This is a genomic window from Corticicoccus populi (assembly GCF_042686195.1).
Lineage (GTDB): Bacteria > Bacillota > Bacilli > Staphylococcales > Salinicoccaceae > Corticicoccus > Corticicoccus populi.
Genome location: NZ_JBHUOQ010000004.1, coordinates 479,762 through 492,811, shown reverse-complemented (window position 1 = coordinate 492,811; position 13,050 = coordinate 479,762). Strand labels below are relative to the sequence as shown.

Annotated in this window: 12 protein-coding genes; 3 read left to right on the top strand and 9 right to left on the bottom strand. The window is 40.7% G+C overall.

The window, feature by feature from the left end:
* Positions 1 to 63: 63 nt before the first annotated feature.
* A complete protein-coding gene (gene modB, locus ACFSX4_RS12020; RefSeq protein WP_377775180.1) occupies positions 64 to 744 on the bottom strand; it encodes a molybdate ABC transporter permease subunit in 681 nt (226 codons plus the stop codon).
* The gene (modA, locus tag ACFSX4_RS12015) at positions 725 to 1,519 is read right to left on the bottom strand and encodes a molybdate ABC transporter substrate-binding protein (RefSeq protein ID WP_377775178.1); all 795 of its coding nucleotides are present in this window, start codon (positions 1,517 to 1,519) and stop codon (positions 725 to 727) included. The genes modB and modA overlap by 20 nt, the downstream gene beginning before the upstream one ends.
* 97 nt (positions 1,520 to 1,616) lie before the next feature.
* Here modA and ACFSX4_RS12010 point away from each other — a divergent pair, with 97 nt between their 5' ends.
* On the top strand, positions 1,617 to 2,348 hold the full coding sequence (locus tag ACFSX4_RS12010; RefSeq protein ID WP_377775176.1) for a class I SAM-dependent methyltransferase: 732 nt from the start codon (positions 1,617 to 1,619) through the stop codon (positions 2,346 to 2,348).
* Between the two features lie 188 nt (positions 2,349 to 2,536).
* Here ACFSX4_RS12010 and ACFSX4_RS12005 read toward each other — a convergent pair whose 3' ends face one another.
* Positions 2,537 to 3,376, bottom strand: coding sequence for a LysR family transcriptional regulator (locus ACFSX4_RS12005; protein WP_377775174.1), 840 nt, complete (start codon positions 3,374 to 3,376; stop codon positions 2,537 to 2,539).
* 102 nt (positions 3,377 to 3,478) lie between these two features.
* Here ACFSX4_RS12005 and ACFSX4_RS12000 point away from each other — a divergent pair, with 102 nt between their 5' ends.
* Positions 3,479 to 4,636: an MFS transporter gene (locus ACFSX4_RS12000; protein ID WP_377775172.1), complete on the top strand. Its 1,158-nt coding sequence runs from the start codon at positions 3,479 to 3,481 to the stop codon at positions 4,634 to 4,636.
* A gap of 74 nt (positions 4,637 to 4,710) precedes the next feature.
* Here ACFSX4_RS12000 and ACFSX4_RS11995 read toward each other — a convergent pair whose 3' ends face one another.
* The gene (locus ACFSX4_RS11995; protein ID WP_377775170.1) at positions 4,711 to 5,718 is read right to left on the bottom strand and encodes an NADP-dependent oxidoreductase; all 1,008 of its coding nucleotides are present in this window, start codon (positions 5,716 to 5,718) and stop codon (positions 4,711 to 4,713) included.
* Positions 5,719 to 6,212: 494 nt separating this feature from the next.
* On the opposite strand from ACFSX4_RS11995, the gene ACFSX4_RS11990 reads away from it, so the two are divergent.
* Positions 6,213 to 6,632, top strand: coding sequence for a pyridoxamine 5'-phosphate oxidase family protein (locus tag ACFSX4_RS11990; RefSeq protein ID WP_377775168.1), 420 nt, complete (start codon positions 6,213 to 6,215; stop codon positions 6,630 to 6,632).
* 63 nt (positions 6,633 to 6,695) lie between these two features.
* On the opposite strand, the gene ACFSX4_RS11985 is transcribed toward ACFSX4_RS11990, so the two are convergent.
* From ACFSX4_RS11985 to ACFSX4_RS11965, 5 genes are all read right to left on the bottom strand, one after another.
* Positions 6,696 to 8,930 carry a beta-glucosidase gene (locus ACFSX4_RS11985; protein ID WP_377775166.1) on the bottom strand — a complete coding sequence of 745 codons (2,235 nt, stop codon included), beginning with the start codon at positions 8,928 to 8,930 and terminating at the stop codon, positions 6,696 to 6,698.
* Between the two features lie 98 nt (positions 8,931 to 9,028).
* The gene (locus tag ACFSX4_RS11980) at positions 9,029 to 9,736 is read right to left on the bottom strand and encodes a dihydrofolate reductase family protein (RefSeq protein ID WP_377775164.1); all 708 of its coding nucleotides are present in this window, start codon (positions 9,734 to 9,736) and stop codon (positions 9,029 to 9,031) included.
* Between the two features lie 212 nt (positions 9,737 to 9,948).
* Positions 9,949 to 11,883 carry a beta-glucoside-specific PTS transporter subunit IIABC gene (locus tag ACFSX4_RS11975; RefSeq protein WP_377775162.1) on the bottom strand — a complete coding sequence of 645 codons (1,935 nt, stop codon included), beginning with the start codon at positions 11,881 to 11,883 and terminating at the stop codon, positions 9,949 to 9,951.
* 184 nt (positions 11,884 to 12,067) lie between these two features.
* On the bottom strand, positions 12,068 to 12,802 hold the full coding sequence (gene licT / locus ACFSX4_RS11970) for a BglG family transcription antiterminator LicT (protein ID WP_377775160.1): 735 nt from the start codon (positions 12,800 to 12,802) through the stop codon (positions 12,068 to 12,070).
* The gene (locus ACFSX4_RS11965; RefSeq protein WP_377775158.1) at positions 12,763 to 12,912 is read right to left on the bottom strand and encodes a CAT RNA binding domain-containing protein; all 150 of its coding nucleotides are present in this window, start codon (positions 12,910 to 12,912) and stop codon (positions 12,763 to 12,765) included. Before ACFSX4_RS11965 ends, licT begins: the two co-directional genes overlap by 40 nt.
* Between the last annotated feature and the right edge of the window lie 138 nt (positions 12,913 to 13,050).

The window sequence follows — 13,050 nt, the reverse complement described above, 5'->3', positions numbered from 1 at the left end:
TGTGCAGAATATACTATACACACATTTTTCAAAGTTGTCAATTAGTGAATTATGTTACATCCGTCACTGGGACTTCAAACGGACGAACAACAGCATCACAAACGAAATGACGATAATAGTAATGACCCATGCCCACGCAAGTATCATATTATTTCCCTGCATCGCGACGTAAATGGCTGTCGGCAGTGTCTGTGTTCTGCCTGGAATGTTACCGGCAATCATCAATGTCGCACCGAATTCGCCAATGGCTCTGGCAAAACTCAGTAACGCACCTGTCACGAGTGACGTTGCGGCCATTGGTATCGTGACTCTCATGAACACCTGAAATTCGCCTGCACCATCAACCCTCGCGGCATTTTCAATGTCTTTATCCACACTGAGGAATCCTGCTTTTGCCGACTGATACATCAATGGAAACGCAACGACACTGCTCGCAATGACAGCACCGTACCATGTAAACATAACCGTCTCATTAAAAACCATCCGGATGATTTCTCCGGCAAAGCCGTTACTGCCGAATATAATAATTAATAAAAATCCGACAACGGTCGGCGGTAGGACCAGCGGCAGCATTAAAAATGTTTCTACAATAATCTTTCCTTTAAACCGGGCATGCGCCATAAATTTCGCAATGACCGTTGCAGATACCACAACAATGGCCAACGCAATCACCGCGACACGGAGAGAAAGCAGAATCGGTGTCAGAAATTCTGCTGTTGTGATATTACTGAACAATAAAGCCATAGTCTTCAAGCACGCCTAAAGCATCTTCAGATTGTATAAAGCGATAGAATGCTTCCGCAGCTTCAGGACTTTCTGTTTCATTCAAAAGACCGACAGGATAAATGATGGCATCATGCGTATCTTCTGCTACCGTATCTACAATTTCCACACTGTCACTCGTTTCCGCATCCGTCCGGTACACTGTCCCTGCGTCAACATTCTCCGTTTCTACATAATTGAGAACGGCACGCACATCTTCAGCATAGACAAATCTGCTTTCGAGTTCATCGTATATTCCCATGGATTCATAAGCTTCCACACTGTATTCTCCCGCCGGCACGGAGTCCGGTGTACCGACCGCAATCCGGCCTGCATTGGACAAATCATCAAATGACGTGACGTTATCCGTTCCACGCGGCACAATCAAAACCAGTTCATTCCCGAGCAGGTCAACCGCATTTTCTTCATCAATAAAGCCCTCATCTACAACAGTCTGAAAGTCACTTTCTGATGCAGAGAAAAATAAATCTGCCGGGGCGCCCTGGCTGATTTGCTGCTGCAGTGCACCTGATCCGCCGAAGTTGTAATCAATCTGGACCTCTGGGAATTCTTCATTAAATAAATCCGCAATATCATTCAATGCATCCGTTAAACTGGCCGCGGCAGAAACCGTAACGGTCCCTTCGACATCCCCGGTTTCATCTGAATCGGCTGGTTCCCCGGTGTTGCCGCAGGCGGTGACGGCAATGCTCAGAAAAACAAACATCATCATCATAAATATTTTTGACACCTTCATTATGTATACATCTCCCAGTATAATTTTACTTACTTCTAATATATCGGTAATATGGACTGGAGTAAATCAACTTTCAAAAGATATGGAGGATTGTCTTGTGACTCAATATGATAATGATGATTTTTTCGAGAGTTATAAAACACTACGCTCAAACCCCTTAAGCTACAATGAAATTGTTGAGTTCCCCGAGATGAAGCGTCAGATGCCGCCGCTTGACAATAAAGATGTCCTTGATGTCGGCTGTGGATTCGGTCATATTCTAAAATATATCAGTACACATCAGCCGAAATCTTTAACCGGCATTGATGTATCTGAGAAAATGATTGCGTTCTCCCGTCAGACACCCGAGCTGAAAAACGCATCGTTCTTTCACGGCGACATTCTCAAAACAGAGATTAATCATACATTCGATGTGATTGTCTCATCACTCGCACTCCACTACATTCAGGATTTCAGCCGGTTGGCAGAAAAATTGAGCCGTCTTTTGAGACCCGGCGGCACCTTACTGTTCACAATGGAACACCCCATCCAGACCGCTTCTACCTCACAGAATATCGTTTTTAAAGATGACTCAGGGCTTTATTTACGCCTCGATCATTACTCTGACGAGAGTGAACGGACACTCTACTGGAGCGGTGCAGACTATAAAGTCAGCAAGTATCATCATAAAATCGACACTGTTATTAATGCACTGATTCAAAGCGGCCTCACCATTCAGTACATTAAAGACATGGGTGATGCGCCGGAAGTCTTTCAGAATTATGATGAAGACCGCATCCATAAACTACAGACATTCCCGCCGTTTTTAATGGTTAAGGCAGTAAAATAACTAAACTATTCATTATTACCCGGGAAATAATTATATTATTTCTCATTACCGGCCGAACACTCTCACTATATTATGTCGGATGAGTTCCACCTGAAAAATCGCCCGGCATTTGATATGCCGGGTGATATCCTGCTTCTTCTACCATAATCTTTTGCTCTATCTACTCTTGATGTTCTCTTAACTATTCTTCAAATTTGAATCATTTCAAAAACATTTCGAAGCCTTTCGGCATCTTCTCTCTTATATATCATGTATATTTCCCGTTCTGGCACTTTCACATCAGATGATAATTTTAGTTGCAATAAATCTCCCCTGTCTATGTAGGGAGCAGCTATGCCCTCTGGAAGAAATCCTACTCCGCCTTCCAATAAAAGATTCATTGCAAGATTTATACTATCCACTCTTACCTGTAAAATATCTTCCTTTCCCACCTCATTTTCAAACCATTCCATGAAACTTTCTCCCCAATTATAATGAATGTAGTTATGTTCCAATAATAACTTGGGTGTTATTGCTTCCTCTTTCTTTCTGCCAACCAAAATCAGATTTTCTGAATAGAGTACTTTTGACTCTATATGAGGACCCGCGGGTTTAATATAAACAAAACCAATGTCCACACTGCCTCTACTTAATCGATTAATAATAGGATGTGAGTGGTCCGTAATCATACGTATGGCTGTATCATTACTTTTAACACCAGCTACTCTTTTAAATAAAGGCCCTTCCCAGATAGATCCCACTGCTGCAAATACATAACGATTTTTATAGTCTTTCTTAGTTCTGACCGCTTCTCCGACTTCATTCATCAATATTACAATATTCTCTGCATAATCGTAGAATACTTTCCCCGCATCACTAATTTCCACACTGCGCGTTTTTCTGTGAAATAATCTCTCTCCAAGTTCTTCCTCAAGCATTTTGATGCGTGCTGTTACTGTTGACTGCACGATATTTAGTTCTTCTGCTGTTCTCGTAAAACTTCTTGTTTTAACCAGTGAATTAAACGTAACAAGCTGTTCATAATCCATATTAATCACCACTTATCAAAAATTTTGATTAATTCCATTTAAAATATTCGTTTTATAAATAAATTACTTATCACTATTATAAACATAAAGGAGGGGGTTCTTTTGAATAGACAAGCTTATATCATTGCCGGCTATATTTTCTTGTTTTCAGCAGGCGGTTATATGGTAATGCCCTTATTTCCATTACTTACTGATTCGCATAATATTTCTATTGTTCAAGCAGGAAGTCTCACAGCATTCTATATCTTTTTTCAAATGTTTCTATCAGTCTTATCAGGACAAATCGGTGATAAATACGGATATCGTAATATCAGTTCGATCGGTGAATTAATTCGCGGAATAAGCTTTATTGCGATTGGTTTTGCAGATGAATATATTCTATTACTATGCTTTTCAATACTTTCAGGCATTGGAGGCGGTATCTCCACACCTTCCCTGCAAAGCCTTATAATGAAAAATAATCATGGAGGTAACCTTCCAAAAATATCTTCTTTACGTGTCACAGCTCTCAGTTCAGGTCTTATTCTCGGGCCATTGCTTGCCGGATTGATTATTGATTCCGGACAAATTCACTCAGTTTTTTTCACTGCAGGCGGACTTTATGTTCTGGGAAGCATCCTTCTTCTTATCACTATAAAACCGGATGATAAAAAAATACGCACTTTATATAATAAAATCAATATCCAAGAAATCTTCAAAACGTTTAAAAACAAACCCTTTTTAAGACTGTTAATAATCATGATGTTATTTTACTTTATAGTTTCCCAAGTATTCGTCACTTTTCCAGAACACGCGAAGTCATTTACAACTCAAATCCAGTCTGTTTTTCTTATTTATGGTTTAATCGGGCTTTCTTTACAATATCCCATTGGAGTAATAATGAGCAGGTTACGTTGTCACTCCTCAGTTTATATGAAAATAGGTGCATTATTTTTGATCGTTTCTTATCTTGTTTTATTCTTTATTGGCGATCAAAAATTTGGATTTTATATTGCTGTTATCATATTTTCTTTTGGACCACTGTTTATCATTCCCATTTTTGAAAGTTTAGTTTCTGCCTATTCCATAAAACTCAATCAAACAGGATTATATTTCGGTGTCAGTAGACTTTCAGATGGCATCGGCAGACCACTTGGAAGCCTTATTGGAGGATGGATGTATTACACATATGAGCCGAAAATATTTTGGCTTATCTTTATTTTCGCAGGAATATCTTTATTCATATTAATCACTTTTAATTTTAAAAAATTCTCTTCCTAATAGCTTTAAATATTAGTTATAAATATGTAAACAAACCCGGCACTTGATATGCCGGGCGATGTCCTGCTTCTATTTTAATCCAGTGATTCTGAAACTTTGATGACCTGTTTGCCGAAGTTCCCACCGGTAAACAGATTTCTGAATGCCTCAGGCACACTGTCGAATCCTTCTGCGACGGATACTTCTGTGTGGATTTTTCCTTCTTTCACCCATTCTGCGAGCTGTCTGCTTGTAACTGCTGCATCATCCGCAAACTGTGCGACAAGAAATCCCTGCATCTTCGCCTGATTTTTTATCAATGTCTGCTGAATTCTTGGACCGGTGTCTGCTGTACTGTTATATCCGGAAATGGCACCGCATACCGGAATTCTTGAAAAGCGGTTTAAATGCTTAAAGACTTCATCTGAAATTTCACCGCCGACATTTTCAAAATACACATCAATACCATCCGGCACAGCCTCTGTGAGACGTTCCGCAAAATCTGGTTTCTTATAGTCGATTCCTGCGTCAAAGCCGAGTGTGTCTGTCAAATAGTTCACTTTCTCACTGCCGCCTGCGATACCAACGACTCTACAGCCTTTAATTTTCGCAATCTGACCGACCACAGCTCCGACCGCACCTGATGCTGCGGATACGACAACTGTTTCACCCGCTTCAGGTTCACCGATTTTAAGCAGCCCGCCGTATGCAGTATGACCCGGCATTCCAAGTGTACTGAGATATAAATGCAGCGGGACATCCAGTGCTTCCACTTTCGTTAACGCTTCTTCAGAAACTGTATTATATAATTTCCAGGGCAGTGTCCCCGTCACCACATCACCTTCACTGTATGATTCCGTACGGCTTTCAACCACTCTTCCCAGTATATGGCCGCCGAGCGGTTCATTCAGCTCAAACGGCTGTGCGTAGGACTTACCGTCATTCATACGTCCACGCATATATGGATCCACCGAAATATACACACTCTCAACCACAACTTCGCCGGCATCCGGTTGAGCTGTTTCAATATCCTCATAGCGGAACACCTGGTCTCCAGGCATCCCCTCCGGACGTTCTGCCAGTACAATCTGCTGATTATCCAAAATAACACTTCCTTATTAAAATTCATTTATCATAACTGTCTGATACTCATATTCCATCACCGGAAAAATTTTAAACATCCCGTTTTGTTTTTATTAAAGAAAACCAGCTGCTGAATCACGTATTCTGTACTTAAAACTGCCTGAACGATGTGAGTGGCAGTCGCTCTTTAAAAATCAATGATTTGAGAACACGGCATACCATTGATACTATGATGGATAGATATTTATAAATACTGTTATTGTTCTATCAACTCGACTTCAGACATTGGATATGCTCTTGATCCGCCAGGATCATCCTGATGCCTTAAAAGACTTTAGTGAACTTGTGATTCCGATTTTACAGGACAGAAATATTGTTCGAACAGAATATGATTCAGACACACTGCGTGGACATCTGGAACTTCCCCGTCCCGAAATGAAATAGTAGCAGCCGGATTACAGATAGTTTAACAGCCTTGAATTCGTGGTAAATCTATACTAGAGGTGATAAAACCATGGATAAAATGAAGATTCTCGATAGAATTAAGGAGATTCTTGATGAATCACGTGTCGGTGTGATGTCTACTGTTGATGATAACCAGCCGAACGCAAGGTATATGATTTTTTATAATGATGATTTCACTTTGTACACGAAAACCAGTGATGAAACTCCTAAATTCAAGGAGATTGAAGAAAATCCGCGAACGCATATTATGCTCGGTTACCACGAAGACAATAACAGAGCTTATCTGGAAATTACCGGGACCATCCATGTTGTCGAAGATCAGAAAACCATTGACCAGCTGTTTAAATCTCAGGATAAATCCTATTTTGACAGCAGTCAGGACCCGGATTTAGCCGTCCTGAAAATCGTACCGGACCGGATTAAAATTATGAATGACGATGATTATAGTACAACGGAATTAAAATTATAATATTCCCCGGGAAATATAAACGCCCCTCCATTTAAGGAGAGGCGTTCTTTAATGTTCTGATTTTTACTTCTGATTCTTTATGATTTCATTCGCATCTTCTATGAAACGATTCAGATTCTCTGTTTTCAGGCCGACCATAATCAATGAACGTATCGGCATATTTTCAAACAATGCCGCAAGGCCTTCATCATCATTTGTTGCTTTGATTAACTGATCAATACCATGTTTTTGAAGTGCCTCTTCAAACATGTCCTGATTCTCAACGATTTCACTGACATATGTGTCCTGATGAATCCATTCAAGTTCTGTACCAAGGTTTCGCTCCAGTTTAAATTCCTGTGTCAAACGGATATCTTCAATGGAGCGCCCGACATACATTTCATATTCCCCGTCATCAATCTGCCATTTCTGTGTACGGCTGTTGTACCAGCGCAGGCTGTCAAATGGTATTTTTACAGTGACTGTTTGTGTCTCACCCTGTTTCAGACTGACACGTTCGAATGCACGGAGTTCTTTAGACGGCATATCGATGTCACTGGTTTTATTACCCACATACAGCTGGACAACTTCATCTCCGTCATAACTGCCGGTATTTTTCACATCACAGCTGATTTCAAAAACGTCTTCTTTTTGTTCGATATTTAAATGATTATACTCAAAAGTCGTATAACTGAGGCCGTGCCCGAACGGGTACTGTACCGGTATTTTCTTCGTATCATAATAACGGTAACCGACATAAATGCCTTCATAATAATTTTCTTCCTGCTTACTTTGATTGAAACTTAAATATGACGGTACATCTTCGATTCTCTTCGGTACTGTCTCGGCAAGCCTGCCGGACGGATTGACTCTGCCTGTTAAAATATCAGCCAGTGCTTCTCCGCCTGCTTCACCCGGCAGGTAGGTTTCAACAATCGCAGACACCTTGTCTGCCCACGGCGCCAAAACAATACCGCCGTTCTGAAGGACCACGGTCACATTCCGATTAACTTCCGCAACCGCTTCAAGCAGTGCACGTTGATTCTCAGGCAGATTCAGATTTTCTTTATCCAGACCTTCTGTTTCATAATTTTCCGGATAGCCGAGAAACAGAACAACATGCGCATTGTTTTCTGCCGTTTTAACTGCTTCTGAGAACAGTGACTCATCTGTATTTATTTCATCAATTTTGTAGCCTTCTGCATAGTTACAGTTCATCCCCTGACGGAGCGCATGGAGCGGTGTCGTTACCTTATACGGATTCACTTTTGAAGAGCCGCCGCCCTGGTGCCGCGGATTTTGAGCGAGCGCACCGATGACACCGATACTTTCTTCCGGTTTAATCGGCAGCGTTTCATTTTCATTCTTCAAAAGAATCATACTCTTACCGGCAATCTCTCTTGCGAATTCATGATATTCATCTTTATCATAACTGCCCGTATCCTGTTCATTCTGATAATTTTTAATCAATGACAACACTCTGTCCACTGACTGGTCCAAAACACCTTCTTCAAGATCTCCGTCCGCGATGGCTTTTTTAATTTCTGCAGTCGTATACTCATCTTTACCCGGCATCTCAAGGTTCAGACCGGCCTTCAGTGAAGGCACACGGTTTTTAACGGCGGACCAGTCGGAAACCACTGTACCTTTAAAACCCCACTCATTTCTTAACACATCTGTTAACAGCCATTTATTTTCAGAAACGGCTGTACCGTTCAAGAGGTTATATGAGCTCATGACTGTTGCCGGCTGTGCGGATTTGACCACTTTTTCAAACGCCGACAGGTATATCTCGCGAAGCGCACGGTCTTCAACATTTGAACTTGATGTGAAGCGCTGGTTCTCCCTGTTATTTGCTGCAAAGTGCTTCACACTGGTACCGACACCCTTAGACTGAACCCCCTTTACATATTCTGAGGCAAGCGCACCGGCAACAAGCGGATCTTCTGACATATATTCAAAATTCCGTCCGCCGAGCGGGCTGCGTTTAATATTGATTCCGGGACCGAGTAAAACGTTGACACCTTCACTGTTCGCGATGTCCCCGAGGAGACGCCCGTATTGATTTGCGAGTGTCTTATCGAAAGAACTTGCGATTAATGCGAGGCTCGGAAATCCGATTGTTTCCACACTGTCGGTCAGACCAAGTGCATCGGCCCCCTCGTTCTGCTTTCTGATTCCGGAAGGACCGTCTGTCAAAAGAATTGATTTCAGGCCGAATTTTTCCAAAGGATGTGTATACCAGAATTCTTTACCGGTAACGATTTTAATCTTATCTTCCAAAGACAATTTTTCAATGATCGTGTTGTTGTCTTCCATTAATAAAACCTCCAAATTGTACGTTAACTTTATTAAAAACCAACTCTAAAAGCCGATATCCTGCTGACATCGGCTGCAGAGCGCAGTCTATGACCGCTTTATTTTCTTGTTAAATAGTTCAACCAGACAACATCCCCGTCAAGACGTTTAACATCTTTCAGTTCAAATTTCACAGGGTCAATCTCAGGCAGATAGTCTGCACGTTCAAAGATTGTGTTTGTTTCTGTGCTTCCATCCGTAATCGGTGTCATGACAATACTCATCTCATCAATCAGGCCTTCCTGAAGGAACGACCAGTTCACATAACCGCCGCCTGACACCATTAACGTCTTAATACCGAAAAGTTCATGCAGTTTTTCAGCAGCAGACGTACAGTCTATAGATTCTTCTCCTGAAAAAATGTAGGAAATATTATGTTCCCTCAAATAAGACACATACGCATCAGACACTTTATCCGTCAGAATTTCAATAATATGCGCATCCGGTCTCCCTGCATACTCAACATAATTCTGTGTCCATCCGACTTTTCCTGAAGGGTCGGCAGATACGATATACATCTCCGCATCCGAATCTGCAACAAAATCCTCTCTTGGATATTCTGTGTAGTCCTCTTTTAATTCAGGCTGATGGAAGTTTGTAAAACCTTCCTCCATCGTCACACGGCCGCAGAGCCACGCATCACTGTTGTAGCTGTTGTTGATGGATTCATAAGCTCTCGGTCTGTATATTTTTTGTTCTTCCTCTGCCATAAACGGTCCGCTGATTTTTCCGTTGATTGACGTTGACAGTTGACATATGACAGACAATATAAGGCTTACTCATTTAATTCACTCCTTTTAACATTCACATATATATTCCACTTTTTCTGCTTTATAAAACATTCCATTTAACACTTTAATGACATCCATGAGAAATATTTTTATTCAACAGTCTTATATTGATTATTTGAGGCATACTCTCCTGATAATATGAAAAAATCAGCGATCACAAATGTAATCACTGATTTTAAACAAGTATACTATTTATCTTCTACTTCAGCTTCCAGAATAATCAACGGCTGTTCTTCTGACACATCGTTTTCTTCTGCGATAATTATTTCCTCGTAGTCATCTGTATTTGTAATCACCAGAGGTGTCACCAGTGAGTATCCTTCACCTTTAATTTTCTCAATGTCAAACTCTACAAGCAGTTGACCCTGCTCGACACGCTGACCCTGTTCCACATGACCGGTAAAATACTGTCCTTCAAGCTGCACTGTATCCATACCGATATGCATCAACACTTCTGCACCCTGGTCTGTTTTAATACCGACCGCATGATATGTCGGGAAGAGCACTGTCACCACACCGCTGACCGGTGACACAAGTTTTCCTGTAAACGGCTCTATCGCCACCCCGCGGCCGAGTGCGCCTGAGGAAAATGCAGGGTCTTCTATAGAAGGAAGGCTGATGACTCTGCCTTCTAGTGGACTAAATACTGTTTCATTTTTAATATTCTTTTTTGTCAAAGTCTCTTTTACAGATTGTACACTCTCTTCTTCTTCAACAGGCGACTCTTCCTTATTAATTCTACCTAGGAAATAGGTAAGAAGAAAACCAATAACAAAAGCTACAGGAATTGAAATAATCTGACCATAGAATCCTCTATCTATGCCTTCCGGATTGATAAATGCCGGAATCTGGAATATTCCAAGCCCACCAAAGAGATAGGCCGCTCCACCAAAGAAACCAATAATTGCCCCACCGGCTCCGGCTCCGATTAAGCTAAAGAAAAACGGTCTTTTCTTAGGTAGAGTAATTCCATAAATTGCTGGCTCAGTAACACCAAAAATACCTGAAATAAATGCTGGGATACTTAAAGATTTCAGATTTTTATTATTAGTTTTTAACCACACTCCAAGAACTGCGCCAATTTGTGCAAATGATGCTGCAAAAACCATTGCAAGTATTGGATCCGTTCCAAATGTAGCCAAGTTATTAATAGCGATAGGGACAATCCCCCAATGAAGTCCAAACATTACTATCACCTGCCAGAATCCTCCTAGGAACAGCCCGGCAATTGTTGGATTCAAGTCGTACACATTCAGGACAGCTTCTCCTAGAATTTGACTTAACCACGTAGCGATGGGGCCAATTACCATAAAAGTTATTGGCACAATCACAAGAAGTGTGAAAAATGGCACTAAAAATGAGCGGACCACTGATGGTATGACTCTATTAAAGAATCCTTCAAGTTTTGCTGCAAAAAATGTAGATATAATAATTGGAATAACTGATGTAGCATAACTCATAAGTATCACTGGAATACCAAGGAAAGTAATATAAACCGGCGATTCAAAAACAGTTCCTTCAAATAGAACATACATAGCCTCACCATCAAGTATTTCCTGTACACCCGGATATACAAGCGCGGCTCCGATTGCCATTCCTAAAAATGGTGTGCCTCCGAATCTTTTAATAGCAGTATAGCCGAGAAAGATTGGGAAAAAATGAAATAAACCGTCTCCAATAATATTGAGCACCTGATATGTTCCATCCGATTCCTCTAATAATCCAATCGCTGATAATAAAGCATTCAAGCCTTTAATCATACCAGTTGCAGCAAGAATACCCAGAATAGGAAGAAATATTCCTGAAATAATATCAATTAACTTACTCATTATATTCTTTTCATTATCATCCGAATCATTTTTCGAATCATTATTATTAAGATTTGTTACATTAGTAATTTCTTTATATACTTCCGCCACATGATTTCCTACAATTACCTGATACTGCCCGCCGGATTGACGAACACTCACAACACCTTCCAATGACTCAAGTACTTCTGTGTTCACTTTTCTTTCATCGTGCAACTTAAAACGTAAGCGAGTAACACAATGAAAAACACTTTTAACGTTTTTTTCACCACCGACATTTTCTATAATATCTTTGGCCAATTGTTCATACTTCATCCTCTTTCCTCCTGATCCTGTTTTTTAAAATAAAAAAACCTGAATGACTTTCAACACAAAGATGTGCCGAAGTCATTCAGGTTATGCCCAAAAAGGTAACATTCCTATCTCTCGATATTCATTTATTGATTCACATATTATAATGAATGCGCTTTCCTGTCAATACTTTTTTCATTTAATTATTCTACATACTCTGCCTGCTCGTTACACGCTGAATATGGAGGGTTAAGTACATTTTTTCGTTTTCGGAAATCGTCCAGTCATGTTCCTTATTGATATAGTCTGAAATTCTCTCAGCACATTTATAGGCTGACTGGTATTTATTTTTCACCTGTTCATATAAAAATAAATCAGGCGGTTCCTGTTCCTTCTCCTCATTTGTCAGACGGATCGCAAAGAAAGGAAGGTGTGTTAAAAAGCGTTCATAACTAACCGACTGTTCATCCAGTGTAAGCTTAAAATAATACCTTACAATCGTCAGAATATCATCCACCATCTGCGTGACCTGTACGGCTGACTCCATATTCTCACCGGACATCTGGCTGTTTACAAGGTGCAGGGCAATAGATGCCGCTTCATCTTCCTGGAGGCGTACACCCGCTTCTTTTTCTATAATATCCAGTGCCTGTACGGCAGTCTGAAACTCCTGCCTGTAATACTTCCGTATCTCCCAAAGCAGCGGGTTTTTAAGATCAATCCCGTTATTGTGGCGGGAAATCGCAAAACTTAAGTGATCTGTTAAAGCAACATACAAATAATCGTCCAGCTTATACGGCAGATTCTTCTTTGCGATTTCAATAATTCTGTGAGACAGATCAAGATACTCTTCTGAAACATCCTGCATCAGTTCGACGAGCTTATCCGCAATCTCCCTGCTCTTTAAAATAAACGTCTTCTCAATCCGCCCTTCATCCACCATCTGACCCGGCTTCTTCTGAAAGGCGAGACCCCCCTGCCCATGACAACAACTTCCTGATTATTATCCGTTGCGATTACTGCATTATTATTTAATACCTGCTTTATCTTCACCTATGAATCACCTCATATATAAAAAACCCAAATAAACCAAATCACAAAGTTGCCTTTGCACATTGACTCATTCAGGTTTTGCCTGCCGAACAGTAACAATCCAATTTATCCATATTATATATGATAACGGATACATCC

Bases quoted from the DNA above. Each gene is read 5' to 3' on its own strand.
- ACFSX4_RS11990 (WP_377775168.1), top strand. From the start codon at position 6,213: ATGGATAAAATGAAGATTCTCGATAGAATTAAGGAGATTCTTGATGAA.
- licT (WP_377775160.1), bottom strand. From the start codon at position 12,802: ATGGTGGATGAAGGGCGGATTGAGAAGACGTTTATTTTAAAGAGCAGG.
- ACFSX4_RS11985 (WP_377775166.1), bottom strand. From the start codon at position 8,930: ATGGAAGACAACAACACGATCATTGAAAAATTGTCTTTGGAAGATAAG.
- ACFSX4_RS11975 (WP_377775162.1), bottom strand. From the start codon at position 11,883: ATGAAGTATGAACAATTGGCCAAAGATATTATAGAAAATGTCGGTGGT.
- ACFSX4_RS12005 (WP_377775174.1), bottom strand. From the start codon at position 3,376: ATGGATTATGAACAGCTTGTTACGTTTAATTCACTGGTTAAAACAAGA.
- modA (WP_377775178.1), bottom strand. From the start codon at position 1,519: ATGAAGGTGTCAAAAATATTTATGATGATGATGTTTGTTTTTCTGAGC.
- modB (WP_377775180.1), bottom strand. From the start codon at position 744: ATGGCTTTATTGTTCAGTAATATCACAACAGCAGAATTTCTGACACCG.